The sequence below is a fragment of the Paraburkholderia graminis C4D1M genome, from assembly GCF_000172415.1.
GTDB lineage: Bacteria > Pseudomonadota > Gammaproteobacteria > Burkholderiales > Burkholderiaceae > Paraburkholderia > Paraburkholderia graminis.
Genome location: NZ_ABLD01000006.1, coordinates 45,550 through 62,536, shown reverse-complemented (window position 1 = coordinate 62,536; position 16,987 = coordinate 45,550). Strand labels below are relative to the sequence as shown.

Sequence of the window (16,987 nt, the reverse complement as noted above, 5' to 3'; positions counted from 1 at the left end):
CATGGCCCTACTCTATAAAGCCGACCCGGCGCGCGGCCTGCAATGGGCGAGGCTCTTCGCCGAAAAGGCGCCCGGTTTGCCGTTCCATATCTGGCCCGATCACGGCGATCCCGCTGCGATCCGCTATCTGGTCGCATGGCAGCCGCCCGAAGACCCGACCCGCACGTTTCCCAATCTGGAAGTGGTGTTCTCGGTGGGCGCGGGCGTCGATCAATTCGATCTGTCCGGCGTGCCTGAGCATGTGCCGGTTGTGCGGATGATCGAACCGGGGCTCGTCGAAGGCATGGTCGAATACGTGACGCAGGCGGCGCTCACGATTCACCGCGATCTGTTCGACTACGGGCTTCAGCAGCAACAGCAGGTATGGCGCGAACTGCCGCTGAAGCCGGCCGCGCAACGACGCATCGGCGTGCTCGGGCTCGGCGTGCTCGGCACCGCGGTATTGGAGCGGCTGCGTCTCTTCGGCTTTGCGTGCGCGGGCTGGAGCCGCTCGCCGCGCGAGATCGAAGGCGTCGAATGCTATGCGGGCGAAAGCTCGCTCGACGCTTTCCTCGCCCGCACCGACATCCTGGTTTGCCTGCTGCCGCTCACGCCGGCCACGCGCGGCCTGCTCGATGGACGCCTGTTCGCCAAGCTGCCGCGCGGCGCCTCGCTGATTCAAACGGGCCGCGGCGCGCATCTGAATCAGCAGGACTTGCTGACGGCGCTCGACAGCGGCCAATTGCAGAACGCGATTCTCGATGTGACCGATCCCGAGCCGTTGCCCGCCGGTCATCCGCTGTGGACGCATCCGCGCGTGCGCATCACGCCGCATATCGCCAGCGCGACGCGGCCCGACACCGCCGTCGACGTCGTGCTCGACAACCTGCGCCGCCATCGCGAAGGCCTGCCGATGCTCGGCCAGGTCGACCGCACGCGCGGCTATTGAGCGCTCCCGCATTCCACCGGATACGCGCGCGCCACGGCTTTTCAACGTCCGCAGCACAAAATGCTAAGGGCATGCATCAAAACGCGTCGCGCGCGCTTTTCAGGCAATTGTTTAGGTAAGCGGACCATCGCCGTGGATCAGTAGTATGGAACCGTCAACAGCCCTTTCGCGACGAGAACCCACCATGCCGATCCAATCGCTCATTGAAGCCGACCGCCAGCACCTGATCCATCCTGTCATCAACTACCGTGCGCACGAGGCGCGCGGCGTCACGGTGCTCGAATCCGCGAGCGGCGCCTTTCTGCGCGACGCGGCGGGCAACGAACTGCTCGACGCCTTCTCCGGCTTGTGGTGCGTGAACGTGGGCTACGGCCAGCAGAGCATTGTCGAGGCGGCCACCGCGCAGATGCAGAAACTGCCCTACGCGACGAGCTATTTCCATTTCGGCTGCGAGCCGGCTATCGAACTGGCGCAAAAACTCGCGCAGGTCGCGCCCGCTTCGCTTCAACACGTGTACTTCACGCTCGGCGGCTCGGACGCGGTCGACTCGGCAATCCGCTTCATCACGCATTACTTCAATGCGACGGGCCGTCCGTCGAAGAAGCACATCATCGCGCTGCAACGCGGCTATCACGGCTCGTCGAGCATGGGCGCGGGGCTGACCGCCCTGCCCGCGTTCCACCGCAACTTCGATCTGCCGCTGCCGAACCAGCATCACCTGCCGTCGCCGTATGCGTACCGCAATAATTTCGCCGACGACGCCGCGTTGATCGCCGCCTCGGTCGCCGCGCTCGAAGCGAAGGTGGCGGAACTCGGCGCGGATAACGTCGCCGCATTTTTCTGCGAACCGATTCAGGGCTCGGGCGGCGTGATCGTGCCGCCGGTCGGCTGGCTGAAGGCGATGCGCGAGCGTTGCCGCAAGCTCGGCATTCTGTTTGTCGCCGACGAAGTCATCACCGGCTTTGGCCGCACCGGGCCGCTGTTCGCATGTCAGGGCGAGAACGTCGAGCCGGATCTGATGACGGTCGCCAAAGGTTTGACCGCCGGCTACGCGCCGATGGGCGCGGTGCTGATGTCTGACGAAATCTATCAGGGCATCGCCGATGGCGACGCCGAGGCGATTGTCGGCCACGGTCATACGTATTCGGCGCATCCGGTCAGCGCGGCGATCGGTCTGGAAGTGCTGCGCCTTTATCACGAAGGCGGCTTGCTCGCGAACGGCGTCGCGCGCGCGCCGCGTTTCGCGCGCGGCCTTGATGCATTGCTCGCGCATCCGCTCGTGGGCGATTCGCGTCACCGCGGCCTGCTCGGCGCGCTCGAACTCGTCACCGACAAGGACACCAAGGCGCAGTTCGACCCCGCGCTGAAACTGTCGGAGCGCATTGCCGTCGCGGCCTATGAAAACCGCCTGATTTTCCGTGCGTTCGGCGACAATATTCTCGGCTTTGCGCCCGCGCTTTCGTACACGGAATCGGACTTCGACCTGATGTTCGAGCGGCTCGAGAAAACCCTGGACGACGTGCTTGCACAAGCCGACGTGCGGGCCGCGCTGCGCGGCAAAACCACGGCTAAGCACCAGGCCAAAAGTACCGCCGCTGCATGCTAGAGTAGAGGGCCGCCTGAGTCCCTTTTCTCAACCGCCGGAGCCACAACGTTACGATGAGCAGCGACTGCAAGCTAGACCGTATCGACCTGCGCATACTTTCGCAGTTGCAAAAGAAAGGCCGTATCACCAACGTCGAGCTTGCCGATGCGGTCGGCCTTTCGCCGAGCCCCTGCCTGATTCGCGTCAAGCGGCTGGAAAAGGCCGGCTACATCGTCGGCTATGGCGCGCAGATCCAGCTTGAAAAGCTCGGTGACGTGCAGATCGTGTTCACCGAAGTCACGCTCGCCGATCATCGGCGGGAAGACTTCGTGAAGTTCGTGAATGCGATTCGCGACGTGGACGAAATCGTCGAATGCCATCTGGCGAGCGGCGGCTACGATTACCTGTTGAAGTTCGTCACGCGCAGCGTGAGCCATTATCAGAGCATTATTGAAGGCTTACTGGAACGCGACATCGGCATCGAAAAGTACTTTAGCTACGTGATCATCAAGTCGCCGTTCGTGAAGAGCCACTATCCGCTCGAAACGCTGTTCTCGCAGAATCACCACTAAGCGGTAACCACTAACGGCTAGGCGGTGTCGTCCGGCGGGTTCCACTGCGCGAACTCTTCGCTGAGAAAGTCCACGCAGACCCGCACTTTCGCCGACTGCGCGAGCCGCGCCGGGTACACCGCCCACAGGTTCGCCGGCTGCGTCACGTCCGGCAACACCTGCTGCAACTGTCCGCTTTCCAGCAGCGGCCGCACGTCCCACATCGAACGCAGCACGATGCCGCGCCCGGCCAACGCCCACTGCACCGCGACCTCGCCGTGATTGGTCGACAACGGTCCCGTGACCTTGATCGACGCCGCTTCGCCGCGCACCGTCAAACGCCACAAACCGAATGGATGATCGCGCTCCTTGATCGCGAGGCACGCATGCGCCGACAGATCCGCCAGTTGACGCGGCGCGCCTTCTCGCGCGAGATAATCGGGCGACGCGCACAGCACGCGATGATTCGACGCGAGCCGCCGCGCGATCAGATGCGGCGCGATGTCGTCGCCGATGCGAATGTCCAGATCGAAACCCTCGCCGGCGACATCGACGAGACGGTCGAACAGATCGAGCCGCACGCTCAATTGCGGATAACGTTCGGAAAAGCGCGCAAGCGCGGGCGCGACGAAGCGCCGGCCGAAACCGAAGCTGCTCGAAATGCGCAGCTTGCCGCCCGGAATGCGGCGCGTGGTGGAGACGTCTTCAACGAGCTGATCGACGTCGTCGAGAATTTTTTCGGCCCACGTGTAGACGCGCTCGCCCGCCTCGGTAATCGCGACGCGGCGCGTGGACCGGTGCAGCAGGCGCGTGCCGAGCGTAGTCTCGAGCACGTTGATGCGCTTGCTGACATACGCCGCGGACACCGACAGCGATTCGGCCGCCGCGCTGAAACTGGCTTTGCGCGCGACTTCGCAAAACACGCGCAGGTCGCCGAGATCGGGTGACGGGACGGCGTTCATAGGTTGCCTGGTAGTGTTCGGTGGCGTTCCGCTTTGTACACGAATCGTGCACAGTGGCTTAACTAAAGCGACCATTTTATGGCCAAACAGCAGGAATAAAATAACTGTTATCGGATCGGTACAAGCCCTAATGGAGGAGCACAGCATGTCGAAGAAATATCGGATCGCAGTCATTCCCGGCGACGGCATCGGCGTCGAAGTCATGCCCGAGGCGCTGCGCGTGCTCGACGCGGTGAAGACGCGCTTTGGTCTCGAGCTCGAGTATCAGCACATCGAGTGGGCGAGCTGCGACTACTACGCGAAGCACGGCCAGATGATGCCCGACGACTGGAAAGCGCAACTGCAATCGGCCGACGCCATTCTGTTCGGCGCAGTGGGCTGGCCCGACACCGTGCCCGACCACGTTTCGCTGTGGGGATCGCTGCTCAAATTCCGCCGCGAATTCGATCAGTACATCAACCTGCGTCCGGCGCGCCTCTTTGCCGGCGTGCCTTCGCCGCTCGCGGGCCGCAAGGCGGGCGACATCGACTTCTGGATCGTGCGCGAGAACACCGAAGGCGAGTATTCGTCGGTGGGCGGCGTGATGTTCGAAGGCACCGAGCGCGAGTTCGTGTTGCAGGAATCGGTATTCACGCGGCACGGCAGCGAGCGCGTGCTGAAGTTCGCGTTCGATCTCGCGCAGCGCCGCGAACGCAAGAAGATCACCGTCGCGACCAAGAGCAACGGCATCGCGATCAGCATGCCGTGGTGGGACAAATGCGCGGCCGGCATTGCCGCGCAATATCCCGATGTGACGTGGGACAAGCAGCACATCGACATTCTGTGCGCGCGCTTCGTGCTGAATCCCGATCGCTTCGACGTGGTGGTCGCGACCAATCTGTTCGGCGACATTCTTTCCGACCTCGGCCCTGCATGTACCGGCACGATCGGCCTCGCGCCGTCGGGCAATCTGAATCCGGACCGCAAGTTTCCGTCGCTGTTCGAGCCGGTGCACGGCTCGGCGCCGGACATCGCCGGCAAGAACATTGCGAATCCCATTGCGATGATCTGGTCCGCCGCGATGATGCTCGACTTCCTCGGCAATCACGAAGGCAACGAGCGCGACGCGCACGACGCGATTCTGGCCGCCATCGAAGCAACGCTCGTTGAAGGTCCGCATACCGGCGACCTGGGCGGCAAGGCGAACACCACGCAAGTCGGCGAGGCGATTGCGGCGAGGCTCGGCTGAACATGGAAACCTATCCGATCGAAGTCGCGTTTCCCGATATTTCGGTGCACGAACAATCTACGTCGGGCATTGCCTACGTTCACACGTTCGACTCCGGCGTGGACGGTCCGCATGTCATGATCAATGCGCTCACGCACGGCAATGAAGTGTGCGGCGCGATCGTCGTGGATGAACTCTTGCGCCTGAAGCTGCGCCCGCGCCGCGGACGGCTCACGCTCGCGTTCGCCAATGCCGATGCCTACCGGAGCTTCGATCCCGCGAAGCCGGACGCGGCCCGTTTCGTCGATCAGGACTTCAACCGCGTGTGGACCGCGGCGGTGCTCGACGATGCCGCGCGCAACTCGAGCGAACTCGCGCGCGCACGGGCGATGCGGCCGGTGATCGACAGCGTTGACGCGCTGCTCGATCTTCATTCGATGCACGAAAAAAGCAAGCCGCTGATCGTGGCCGGGCCGCTGCAAAAAGGCATCGACCTCGCCGTGCAGCTCGGCACGCCTGCTACCGTGATCTGCGACGAAGGCCATCCCGAAGGCCGCCGCATGCGCGACTACGAAGGCTTCGGCGACCCGGCGAGCGCAAAGAACGCGTTGCTGATCGAATGCGGGCAACACTGGGAGGCGAGCGCCGTCGCAGTGGCGCGCGACACCACCGCGCGGTTTTTGCTGCTCGCCGACGTGATCGACCAAAGCGATCTGCCGCCGGACTGGCTCGCGCCGTTGCCGCCTGTGCAGCACATCGTGCGCGTGACGCAACCGGTCGTCGCGACGAGCATGGATTTTCGTTTTGCCGGTCCTTATACCGGGCTCGAAATCTTTCCCGAAGCCGGCGCCGTGATCGGCTGGTCCAACGGCGAAGCCGTCACCACGCCTTACGACAACTGCATGCTCGTGATGCCTTCGTTGCGGCAATTGCGCCCCGGCGTCACCGTCGTACGACTCGGCAAGGTCGAGCAGACCGTTGCGAACTCATCAACCCGCGGCCTGTGAGCAGGCTGCGTGCATCCATCGGATAAAGGCGCTGAAAGCCATGAAGGTTCAACAAATCAAACAGAGCGTGAATCTGCCGAATCTCGAAGATTGGGGCACGGCCGGCTTGCCGGGCACCACGCCGATCCGCGTGTCGGGTGTGCAGCGCGTGCTCAGTAGCGCCGAGGCGATCGACACCGGCATCTTCGAATGCTCGGCCGGCACGTATCGCCGCTCGGTGAAGCAGGCGGAGGTGATGCACATTCTCGCCGGACGCGGACGCTTTACGCCGGACAATGAAGAGACGGTCCATTTCGCGGGCGGCGACACGCTATTTTTCGAAGCGAATACTGAGGGTCTCTGGGAAGTCGAGGAGACCATGCGCAAGGTGTACGTCATTCTCTGATTTAAACCGCTGTATCTGCTCTTCAGTCTTACCCGGCGCGCGCGAGCGCGCGCCGCGGCTGCCTCGCCCTTCCCCATTGTCCTTTCGACGCCGACCGGCCACAGTGTCGGGTAATCCCGCGTTGACCCTTCGTCGGGAAATTCCTTACAGTGTCGCTTGTTCGCTGAGAGAATCACAGTTCTATATACGAACAAATCAAAACTCATGGCGACAGGCACACCGTCCGCATACCATGCATGAATGAAGCGGACCGTGCGACGCGCATCGTAAGGTAAGACAAGGCTCGCTCCGACGAGCCTTTTTGCAGTCAGGAGACCCATCATGAATCGCAGCGACGCTGTGAACGTTCAGACCTTCCTCAACGAGCATCCGTTTTCGCCGTTCCAGTGGCTGGTCTTTGCCATGTGTTTCGTGATCGTCCTGCTGGATGGTTTCGACACGGCCGCCATCGGCTTCATCGCGCCGTCGCTGCTCGCGGAATGGGGCATCACCAAACCGGCGCTCGCGCCCGTGCTGAGCGCGGCGCTGTTCGGCCTCGCGTGCGGCGCACTGGCCTCCGGGCCGCTGTCCGACCGGCTCGGGCGTCGTTCGATGCTGCTCGGCTCGGTGCTGCTGTTCGGCGCCGCGTGCCTCGGCTCAGCGTTCTCGACGAGCATCGAATATCTGACGGTGCTGCGCTTCGTTACCGGCGTCGGCCTCGGCGCGGCCATGCCGAACGCGGTCACGATGATGGGCGAATACTGCCCGGACAGCCGCCGCGCGACGATCATCAATCTGATGTTTTGCGGCTTTCCGCTCGGCGCGGCATTCGGCGGCTTCCTCGCCGCGTGGATGATTCCGCACTTCGGCTGGCGCAGCGTGCTGTTGCTCGGCGGCATCGCACCGCTCGTGCTCTTCGTGCTGTTGCTGATCAGGATGCCGGAATCGGTGCGCTACATGGTCGCCAACAATCAGCCGGTCGCGCGCATTCGCGCGGCGCTCGGGCGCGTCTCGAGCACGGCCGCCGACGCAGAAGCGTTCACGATGACCGAGACCGCGCCGGCAACCGGCGGCAAGGGCGCGGCTGTCGTGCTGTCGCGCGCGTACATCGTCGGCTCGGTAATGCTGTGGATCACCTACTTCATGGGCCTCGTGATTTTCTACGCGTCGATCAACTGGATGCCGATTCTGCTGAAGGACGCCGGCCTCACGCCGCAACGCGCGACACTCATCTCCGCGTTGTTCCCGCTCGGCGGCGTGGGCGCCGTGGTGTGCGGCGTGCTGATGGACCGCTTCAACGCGAACCGGATCATCGCGGCCTGCTATGCGCTGACCGCCGTGAGCGTGTACTTCATCGGCCAGGCCGCGGGCAATGTCGGCGCGCTCGTGTTCATCGTGTTCGTCGCGGGCGTGCTGATGAACACCGCGCAATCGTCGATGCCCGCGCTCGCCGCCGCGTTCTACCCGACGCAAGGCCGCGGCACGGGCGTCGCGTGGATGCTCGGCATTGGACGTTTCGGCGGCATTGCGGGCTCGTTCCTCGTGGCCGAACTGACACGCCGTCACTTCACGTTCGCCGGCATCTTTGCGACGATCGCGGTCGCCGGCATCATCGCGTGCATCGCGTTGCTGATCAAGCAGATGGCGCGGCCGTATGTGGCGAACGCGCCGGTGTCGAAGGCGGAATCGTTCGGGCATTGATTGAGGAGGCCAGCGCGCGAGCGCGCGTGCCGGTTGCTTGCTTCGAGTTTGTTCAAAGCCGCCTTTCGAGGCGGCTTTTTTATTTGGCGGATCAACGTGCGTGAGCGGGCTCGCGGTTTGCTGAAATCATATGGACTCTCCTTTGGAGCGCACGTCATGAACCTGAATCCGATTGCCTATACGCTGCCCGCTCGTCACATTCTGTCGATGATGACATCCACCGAATCCGACCCGCCCGCCGGCGAAAACGACGACGACCTCGACGACGAACTCGATGAAACCGGCGCCGTCACGAACAGAAGCAACGGCAAAAGCGGAACGAACACCGAAGCCGAGCCCGACAAGAAATAGCAGCAGCCAGCGACGAATCGACGCGGGCAGCTATCGCTTGCTCGCGCGTAAACTGCGGGCTTTGCGCCCAACAGGATTCGTCTCATGAAACGCGTAGTCGTATCGGCATTGCTTGCAACGTGTCTCGCACAAGCGGCGACTCAGGCCGCGGCACAAACGGTCAGCAATCAATGCTTTGCAATCGGCGATATTGCCGGTCAAGTGGCGTCATGGCGCGCGCACAAAAAGACCAAAGCGCAGGCGCTCGATCAAGCCGCAAAGTACTATCGCGACGATGCAGACCGCCAGACCTTCGCCGCGATCATCGAGAAGATCTATGCACCGAACGCGCCGCGCATGACGCCGGATCAGGCCAGCATGGCGTTCACATCCGACTGCGTGAAGGCGCGCACGCAGCAGACGTCAGCGCGCTAACGCCTGCTTTGCGATGCAATGCGTTGACGGCTTTACGCCCGTTTAAAGTTTGCGAAACGCATCCAGCGAACTCAGCACGTTGCCGTGAAAATCGAACAACGTGTTGTTGTCCCACTGATCGCCCGCGCCGACTTTCCAGCCGACATTCGGCGTCGGAATCCATTCCGGCTCCCACCAGAACACGCCTTTGCCGTGCCCGTCGGGTATTGCCTTCACGATGTCCGCAACAGCCGCAAGAAACTGTGCCTGGCCTGCGGGCGTTTGCGGGAAAGTCGTTGAACCCGTGTTAGTCATCGCATTCGGCTCGGAGTCACCGTCGCTCGTCGTCCACGGATACGCGGTTTCCACCACCATCACGTCCTTGCCGTAGCGCGTCGCGAGATCGTTCGCATTGGTTTGCAGATCGCTCAGCGCGCCCTGCCATTGCGGGTAATACGACAAGCCGATCATGTCGAAGCTCACGCCTCGCTGGATCGCGCTGTCGAACCACCAACGGCTCGTCGCGTTGTTGCCGCCGCTGTCGATGTGCAGCATGACCTTGATGCGCTCATCGACCGATTTGACCGCATCATGACCGGCCTTCAGCAATTGCGCGAGGTTGTCCCACTGATCGTATTTGCCGAGCGGCCACAGCATGCCGCCGGTGATCTCATTGCCCACTTGCACCCACTCGGGACGAACGCCGTCGCGCTTGAGCATATTGAGTACATTCGACGTGTACTCGGACAGCAACGCACAAGTCTCCGTAATGTTCTTGCCGGCCCACGCATGCGGCGGGTACTGCTTGCCCGGATCGGCCCACCAGTCGCTATAGTGAAAGTCGATCAGGATGCGCATGCCGAGCGCCGCGGCACGGCGCGCCAGCACGCGCACATGCTCCGCGTTGTTGTAACCGGCGCGCGGGCTTTGATCGGCGGGAAAATAGTTCGGATTGCCAGGATCATTCCAGACCTTGATGCGAATGGAGTCGACGCCGTGACTCCTCAGAAGCAGCAGACAGTCGTGCGGCACGCCATGATCGTAGAACTTCGCGCCGTTCGCTTCGAGTTCGAGCAGCGTGGAAACGTCCGCGCCCTTTGCAAACCGGCCGCTACGTGAAGCCGTTTTGACGTCGTCAGCGGCCATTGCCGGCGTGCCGATCATCGAGCCCGCGCCGGCCGCTGCCGCCGCGGACGCGAGCCATCCCAGCATTTCTCTTCTGTTCATCTGTCATCCTCCATCTATCGAATGGCGACTCGTCCTGGCTCGCCTGGTTCAGATTGAAGCTGCTCAATGCCACTACTGACTTGCTGCTCGGTACTTCATGCGTCTTTCCATGCGCAGACATCGCCGGTGCGCAGTTGCGGCTGTCCAAGCACGAACGTTGCATTGGCCGGCGCGGGAACCTGCACCTGCTGCGCGCCGAAGTTGAACGCGAACGTCAAATCCGCACGACGCCGAATGCGCAAGCCTTCCGGCAGCAATTGCGTCGCAATGCCGGCTTCTTGCGCCGCCCGCTGCAATACCGCGCGATGCAATGCGTGCGAAAGCCAAGCCGCCACGTAACGAACGCGCCCATGAGTGAGAATGGCGGGCCACGTGTCCGCGAATTGCGCATCGACGCGCGTTTCGCTATTAGCGCGCACATGCTCGCGCCAATGCATTGCGATACCGTCGACACCATCAATAGAAACAGCGGGTGCAAGCGATGCACGCAGTGACTCCACCTCGAGTACTTGCATTGGCAGTACACGTTGCAGCGCGCCGGGCGGCAGTTGCTGTGGAATCGCAAACGCCTCGGTCTTTGAGCCGCTGCGCGGCCCGAATACCCATTGCGCCGAACCACGCTCGACTTGCGCGACCAACGCATCGTCGATCACAGCGAGACTCGGCACGACCACGAGCCGGTATGACGACAGATCGGCCTTACTGGAAACAATGTCCACGTCGAGCCCAAGTTCGCGCAGCGACTCGTAGTAGTCGAACACGAGCGCCTGATAATCGAAGCCCTTGCCGTGACGCTGGATCTCGAACATCCACTGCGTTTCGTAGTCGAATACGACCGCAGTAGCCGCCTGTGTCGGAGCGTCCAGTCGTGCGAACTCCGGGATAGAAGCAATCTCACGCGCCGCCTGTTGCACTTCCAAACCACCGGGCGACAACTCGTTATTCGGCAGATTGAGGCCCGAATGCATCTGCTCCTGTGCATACGGGCACTGACGCCAACGGAAATACGACACGAGTTCAGCGCCGTGCGCGAACGCCTCGTAGGCCCAGAGTCTGACCATGCCTTTCGCGGGCACCGGATTCCACGGCGCCCAGTTCACAGGACCCGCCTGCTGCTCCATCACCCAGAAACGCCCGCGTCCGATTGCACGGTAACGGTCGTGATCGAATGCGGATACATCGGGATGCGCGGTGCGCGCATAACGCGCTTTCTGCTCTTCAGGCAACGCGATCGATTCGGTGCGCGCAATCGGATAGCTGTCCCACGCGGCGACATCGAGTGAATTGTTTTCGGCAAAACGATAGTGATCGAACGTGGTGAAGAAGCCCATGAAGTTATGCAGTACATCGGCCGTAGGCGCATAACGGCGCAATACATCGACTTGCTCGCGATGAAAACTCGCCACTTCGTCGGACATGAAACGGCGAAAGTCGAGCAGATGAATCGGGTTCGCGTCCGTCGGCGTGAGATTCGGCAATTCGATTGCTTCGAACGACGCGTACTCCATGCTCCAGAACACGTTGCCCCATTCACGGTTGAGCGCATCGACCGTTTCATAGCGTCGACGCAGCCATGCGTGAAAGCGTGCTAAAGCAGCCGGCGAATAGCTCGGCACGGTTTCATGACAACCGAGTTCGTTATCGGTTTGCCACGCAATGATCGACGCATGCCGTCCGTAACGCTCCGCCATTGCACTGACAATACGCAAGCACTCTCGCCGATAAATCTCACTGCAAACATCGTAATGACGGCGGGAGCCGAAATTCCAGCGCGTGCCGTCGGCGCGCACAGGCAACACGTCCGGATGCGCGTCGATCAACCACTTCGGCGGCGACGCGGTGGGCGTGCCGAGCACGAGTTTCAGTCCGGCATTCGCGAGCGTGGCGACCGCTTCGTCGAGCCATTCCCATACGAATTCGCCCGCGCGCGGTTCCATCCGGCTCCACGCGAATTCAGCGATACGTACGTGCGTGATGCCGAGTTCGACCATACGCTTCGCGTCGTCGGCCCACATCGTGCGCGGCCATTGTTCGGGGTAGTAGCAAACACCAAGTTGCATGTGAAAGTCTCTTTATGAGTGACGTCGAATAGCCGGTTAGCCCTTGCTTGCACCAAAAGTCAGGCCGGCGACGAAATGCTTTTGCATCGCGAAGAACATCAATACGGAGGGCAGCGCGGCAAGCACCGAGCCGGCCGCGACCAGATTCCATGCGGTCGTCCATTGCCCCTTGAGCGCGGCGACGCCGACAGTGATCGGCGCGGCTTCATCGCCTTGCGTGAGACATAGCGCCCAGAAGTAGTCGTTCCAGACGAACGTGAACACGAGAATGCCGAGTGCGGCGAGCGCGGGACGAATCAGGGGCAACACGATGCGCCAGTAGATCGCCCATTCGCTCGCGCCTTCCACTCGTGCGGCCTCGATCATTTCAAACGGCAACTGCTTGATGAAATTGCGCAGAAAGAGCGTGCAAAAGCCAGTCTGAAATGAAACGTGAAAGATCACGAGCGCCCATACGCTATTGAAGAGGCCGAACTTCAGCGCCATGTCGCGCACCGGAATCATCAGGATCTGGATCGGTACGAAATTGCCGGCGACGAAGCCAAACAGGATCACGGTATTGCCCGGGAAACGATAGGTGGCCAATGCAAAGCCCGCCATCGACGCCAGCACGATCGCACCGAGTACTGAAGGCACCGTAATGAGCACGCTGTTCGCGAAGTAATGCAGCATCGGCGTTTGCGTAAGCGCGGTGCCGTAGTTTTCGATCAGCGCAAAATGCTTGGGCCATGTCCAGTACTCGCCTTGCGAGAGTTCGTCGGAAGAACGAATCGACGTGACGAGTACAGCAAGCATCGGCAATAGCCAGATCAGCAATGCAATCGGCAAAGACGCTTTATATAGCCTGCGATTCAGGGGTTTCCAGCGTTGTACGGGAAGTGGATACATGACGCGTGACTCCGGTAATCAACGTTCTTCGCGCAGCATGCGGCGCAAATGGAACCCGATGTAGACGAGCATGATGGCGAACAGCACGACGGCGATCGCCGCGGAATAGCCTTCGCGGTAGTACTTGATCGCCTGGTCGTACATGTAATAGGCGAGCACGGTTGAACTGTCGAAAGGACCGCCGCCGCTCATCACCGCAATCAGGTCGAAGCTGCGCAGCGCGCCGATTACCGTCAACACCACCGCCATGAAAGTGGCAGGCCGCAATTGCGGCAAAATCACGTGCCACAAAAGACGCAATCCTTTTGCGCCTTCCATGCGCGCGGCCTCCACTACTTCCGGGTTAATGCCGGTGAGACCGGTGAGATACAGCACCATGCAAAACGGCGTTTGCGGCCACAACGCGGCGAAGATAATGCCGAACGTCACGGTCTTCGGATCGCCGAGCACAGGAATGCCGTGACCGACAATCAGTCGCAGCAGGCCGAAGCCTGGGTCGTAGAACCAGCTAAACACGAGACCGACTACCACGCCCGACAGCACGAACGGCGCGAAGAAAAGCGACTTCACGACACGCATGCCGCGAATGTGCTGATTCAGATAAAGCGCGAACAGCAGGCCGAGCGGCGGGGCCAGCAGAAATAGCGCGAGCCATATCAAGTTGTTCTTTAGCGCCGTATAGAAGGTATCCGCGTGGAATAACTCGACGTAGTTGTCGAAGCCGGCGAAGGTCTTCGGCGTCATGCCGTCCCAGTGATAAAAGCTGAGCGATATGCTGCTGATAATCGGATAAATCACGCATAGACAGAACAACGCACAGCCCGGCAACAGGAACAGCAATGCGGCGCGATGCTGATGACGGCGCGTCGTGGAGACGTGACGATGCTGGGCCGCGGGTAGGCGGCGCGCTGCGGAATGAGACATGGATCGAGCCTCGTCGAAAGTCGAAGGCGTACGCCGGCGCCGCATGGCGCCGGTGCGGTGGACTTACTTCTTGTAGATACGCTTGCGCGTCGTTTCGAGGCGCGTGAGTATCGCGTCGAGTTGCGACGGATCGCTGTAGAACTGCTGCATCGCTTTCATGCCCTCGTCGGCCATTTCTTTTTGCATGTCGCGATCGTAGAACTGTGCAATGCCGCCTTTCGTATTCGCGAGCGTCTGAAAGCCAACTTTGGAAATTGGGTCTTCCGGCTCCGCTGCCTGACTATTCGAAGGCAACTGGCCCCAGCCGCGCGCGAGATCCGCATTGATCTGCGGCTGCTCCATGAAGGCGAGCAGTTTGCGTGCGTCGGTCTTGTTCTTCGCTTTTGCCGGAATCAACAGTACATTGACGGGACCGTCTTCGGCCATTGGCACATTGGCGTCGATCACGGGGAAGCGGAAAAAGCCCGTTTGCGGCTTCACGGATGCGGGAATGCTCGCCGAGAAGAATGTGCCCATCAACATCATCGAGGCTTTGCCGCTCACGAGAAACGGTGCAATGGAATCGAGATCATAGGAGAGCGCGTTGTCGATGTAGTAGTGATCGTCGATCAAGGTTTTCCACGCGGTGTAGACCTTTTTCACGCGCGCGTCCGTGTACGGAATCTCGCCCGCCATCAGCTTCTGATGAAACTCGTTGCCGTTGATGCGCAAATCCAGATAGTCGAACCATGCGGCGAGTGTCCAGCTATCGCGAGCAGCGACTGCAATAGGTGCGACGCCGCTCGCCTTCAGCTTTTTGCAGGCATCGAGAAATTCATCCCATGTCTTCGGCTCGCTTTTAACGCCCGCCTTCTCGAACAGATCCTTGCGATAGAAGAAGCCATACGCGTCATAGCCGAGCGGCGCCGCGTACTGCTTGCCCTTATAGGTCGATGCTTCCTTCACCGACGCATATTGCTGCGACCAGCCGTTCTTGTTCCAGTCCGGCGTGAGATCTTCCAGCAGGCCGCGCTGCGCGTAATAGGCCATGCGCTCGCCGTCGTGCCAGGACACGACATCGGGCGGATCGGTCGCCAGCCAGCCGCCCATCTGTACCTTGTACGCTTCCTCGGTGATGTAAGTCACTTTCAGATCGACATCGGGATTGGCTTTCTTGAACTTGTCGAACGCGTCCTGCCATGTCGAGCGCTGATTGCCGCGCGCTGACACGTTGACGGTGAGCGTAGCGGCGTCGGCTGTCACGTAGCCGAGCGTGCCGGCAACGAGCGCGGCTGCAAGCGACACGCGCGCTAGACGGCGAAGGCGAAGAGCAATCATCTTTTGTCTCCTTGACTACCTTGTTGGCTGGCAGCGATTCACTGCCAACGTGGTGAACCGCTCTGTGGCGGCATCCTGCTTTAAAAATCGACTACTGCTATGGCTTGCGGTAATGCATGAATCGCGGCCCGTTCACGCGGCAATGCGCTCAGGGTCGAACGTGCTACGGCGCAGCGCGACACCTTGCGCGTCGAACAGATGGCACGCCTGAGGCGGCACGTGAACGCGAATGCGCTCGCCGGAACCGATCGGCGTATCGCCCGGTGCCTTCGCGACAAGCGAGCCGCCTGCATGGTCCGCGTGAATGTAGCTGTGTTCGCCGAGTCGTTCCGATAGAACGGTTGCGCACTCAATGAACTGATCGTCACCATCGAGACGCAAATGCTCGGGGCGCACGCCAAGCGTGACCGGCTGGCCGCGCTGCAGGCGACGGCCATCCACGTAAGCGGTCAACTGCTCGTCTTGTCGAGCGAGCGTGACCGACACTTTGCCTGGCTCTATCGAGTCGACGACACCGTCGATAAAGTTCATGCGCGGCGAGCCGATAAAGCCCGCGACGAACCGCGAATTCGGGTGGTGATACAACTCGAGCGGCGCGCCGCTTTGCGCGATGCTGCCGAAGCGCTCGGCATCCGCGCCCGCGTGCAGCAGCACGATTCTGTCCGCGAGGGTCATCGCTTCGACCTGATCGTGCGTGACATACACCACGCTCGCGTCCGCAAACCGCTGATGCAGGCGTGCAATCTCCACACGGGTTTGCCCACGCAATGCGGCGTCGAGATTCGATAGCGGTTCGTCGAAGAGAAACACACCCGGCTCGCGCACGATCGCGCGGCCAATCGCAACGCGCTGACGCTGGCCGCCGGACAGCGCTTTCGGATGGCGGTCAAGCAAGCTGTCGAGTTGCAGAATGCGCGCAGCTTCGCGGACCTTGCTGTCGATCACGCTCTTCGGCTGCTTCGCGAGCTTGAGACCGAACGCCATGTTGTCGAACACCGTCATGTGCGGGAACAGCGCGTAGCTCTGGAACACCATCGCCACTCCTCGGCCGGCTGCGGGCACGTCGTTCATCAGACGGCCGCCGATGCGCAGTTCGCCCGCGCTGAGATCCTCGAGACCCGCGATCATGCGCAGCAACGTCGACTTCCCGCAGCCCGACGGGCCGAGAAACACGCAGAACTCGTGCTGCGCGACTTCCAGGTTGACGCGCCGGATCACCGGCGCGTGGTCGCCGTATGCCTTCTCCACGTCGGTTAAACGAATCGTAGCCATCTTGTCTCCTCTTCATTTAACCGCTTAAATCGCGCGAAAAAATAGTTCGCCGGGTCTTGCGCACGCGGCATTTAATCGCTTAAATTCGAGGTCGAGCGGGAAAGCCATTTGACTGTCTCCTTGTTCACCGCGGTTCGTGTGGAAGGCGGCGCTGCGGGTTATCGAAGTTGTGTTTTCCAGCAAGTTATCAACGTCGCTCGCTGCTTGCAACATTTGAAGCGCGCTCCCTGAATTTGGGATAAACGAGAAA

The 16,987-nt window shown here is 61.3% G+C and carries 16 protein-coding genes; 9 read left to right on the top strand and 7 right to left on the bottom strand.

Annotation, left to right across the window (positions count from 1 at the left end):
• Position 1: 1 nt before the first annotated feature.
• From BGRAMDRAFT_RS12585 to BGRAMDRAFT_RS12575, 3 genes are all read left to right on the top strand, one after another.
• Positions 2 to 928 (top strand): 2-hydroxyacid dehydrogenase, encoded by a 927-nt coding sequence (locus BGRAMDRAFT_RS12585; RefSeq protein ID WP_006049124.1) that lies wholly within the window; start codon positions 2 to 4, stop codon positions 926 to 928.
• Positions 929 to 1,112: 184 nt separating this feature from the next.
• Positions 1,113 to 2,534, top strand: a complete 1,422-nt coding sequence (locus BGRAMDRAFT_RS12580; protein ID WP_006049123.1) for an aspartate aminotransferase family protein — start codon at positions 1,113 to 1,115, stop codon at positions 2,532 to 2,534.
• Positions 2,535 to 2,587: 53 nt separating this feature from the next.
• On the top strand, positions 2,588 to 3,085 hold the full coding sequence (locus BGRAMDRAFT_RS12575) for an Lrp/AsnC family transcriptional regulator (protein ID WP_006049122.1): 498 nt from the start codon (positions 2,588 to 2,590) through the stop codon (positions 3,083 to 3,085).
• Positions 3,086 to 3,102: 17 nt separating this feature from the next.
• Here BGRAMDRAFT_RS12575 and BGRAMDRAFT_RS12570 read toward each other — a convergent pair whose 3' ends face one another.
• Entirely contained in the window at positions 3,103 to 4,026 is a 924-nt protein-coding gene (locus tag BGRAMDRAFT_RS12570) for a LysR substrate-binding domain-containing protein (protein WP_006049121.1), read from the bottom strand.
• A 145-nt stretch (positions 4,027 to 4,171) separates the two neighbouring features.
• On the opposite strand from BGRAMDRAFT_RS12570, the gene BGRAMDRAFT_RS12565 reads away from it, so the two are divergent.
• From BGRAMDRAFT_RS12565 to BGRAMDRAFT_RS12540, 6 genes are all read left to right on the top strand, one after another.
• Positions 4,172 to 5,254, top strand: a complete 1,083-nt coding sequence (locus BGRAMDRAFT_RS12565) for a tartrate dehydrogenase (protein ID WP_006049120.1) — start codon at positions 4,172 to 4,174, stop codon at positions 5,252 to 5,254.
• Positions 5,255 to 5,256: 2 nt separating this feature from the next.
• Positions 5,257 to 6,240: a M14 family metallopeptidase gene (locus BGRAMDRAFT_RS12560; RefSeq protein WP_006049119.1), complete on the top strand. Its 984-nt coding sequence runs from the start codon at positions 5,257 to 5,259 to the stop codon at positions 6,238 to 6,240.
• A 40-nt stretch (positions 6,241 to 6,280) separates the two neighbouring features.
• Positions 6,281 to 6,625 carry a cupin domain-containing protein gene (locus tag BGRAMDRAFT_RS12555; RefSeq protein WP_006049118.1) on the top strand — a complete coding sequence of 115 codons (345 nt, stop codon included), beginning with the start codon at positions 6,281 to 6,283 and terminating at the stop codon, positions 6,623 to 6,625.
• A 321-nt stretch (positions 6,626 to 6,946) separates the two neighbouring features.
• The gene (locus BGRAMDRAFT_RS12550; protein WP_006049117.1) at positions 6,947 to 8,305 is read left to right on the top strand and encodes an MFS transporter; all 1,359 of its coding nucleotides are present in this window, start codon (positions 6,947 to 6,949) and stop codon (positions 8,303 to 8,305) included.
• A 156-nt stretch (positions 8,306 to 8,461) separates the two neighbouring features.
• A complete protein-coding gene (locus BGRAMDRAFT_RS12545; RefSeq protein WP_006049115.1) occupies positions 8,462 to 8,656 on the top strand; it encodes a hypothetical protein in 195 nt (64 codons plus the stop codon).
• An 84-nt stretch (positions 8,657 to 8,740) separates the two neighbouring features.
• On the top strand, positions 8,741 to 9,070 hold the full coding sequence (locus BGRAMDRAFT_RS12540; RefSeq protein WP_006049114.1) for a hypothetical protein: 330 nt from the start codon (positions 8,741 to 8,743) through the stop codon (positions 9,068 to 9,070).
• A 42-nt stretch (positions 9,071 to 9,112) separates the two neighbouring features.
• Here the strand turns inward: BGRAMDRAFT_RS12540 and BGRAMDRAFT_RS12535 are convergent, their stop codons facing one another.
• From BGRAMDRAFT_RS12535 to BGRAMDRAFT_RS12510, 6 genes are all read right to left on the bottom strand, one after another.
• A complete protein-coding gene (locus BGRAMDRAFT_RS12535; RefSeq protein WP_006049113.1) occupies positions 9,113 to 10,276 on the bottom strand; it encodes a glycoside hydrolase family 53 protein in 1,164 nt (387 codons plus the stop codon).
• Between the two features lie 95 nt (positions 10,277 to 10,371).
• A complete protein-coding gene (locus BGRAMDRAFT_RS12530; protein ID WP_006049112.1) occupies positions 10,372 to 12,336 on the bottom strand; it encodes a beta-galactosidase in 1,965 nt (654 codons plus the stop codon).
• A gap of 36 nt (positions 12,337 to 12,372) precedes the next feature.
• Positions 12,373 to 13,224 (bottom strand): carbohydrate ABC transporter permease, encoded by an 852-nt coding sequence (locus BGRAMDRAFT_RS12525; RefSeq protein WP_006049111.1) that lies wholly within the window; start codon positions 13,222 to 13,224, stop codon positions 12,373 to 12,375.
• Positions 13,225 to 13,242: 18 nt separating this feature from the next.
• Positions 13,243 to 14,148 (bottom strand): carbohydrate ABC transporter permease, encoded by a 906-nt coding sequence (locus BGRAMDRAFT_RS12520; RefSeq protein WP_006049110.1) that lies wholly within the window; start codon positions 14,146 to 14,148, stop codon positions 13,243 to 13,245.
• Between the two features lie 63 nt (positions 14,149 to 14,211).
• Positions 14,212 to 15,465: an ABC transporter substrate-binding protein gene (locus BGRAMDRAFT_RS12515; protein WP_006049109.1), complete on the bottom strand. Its 1,254-nt coding sequence runs from the start codon at positions 15,463 to 15,465 to the stop codon at positions 14,212 to 14,214.
• 132 nt (positions 15,466 to 15,597) lie between these two features.
• Positions 15,598 to 16,737 (bottom strand): ABC transporter ATP-binding protein, encoded by a 1,140-nt coding sequence (locus tag BGRAMDRAFT_RS12510; protein ID WP_006049108.1) that lies wholly within the window; start codon positions 16,735 to 16,737, stop codon positions 15,598 to 15,600.
• Between the last annotated feature and the right edge of the window lie 250 nt (positions 16,738 to 16,987).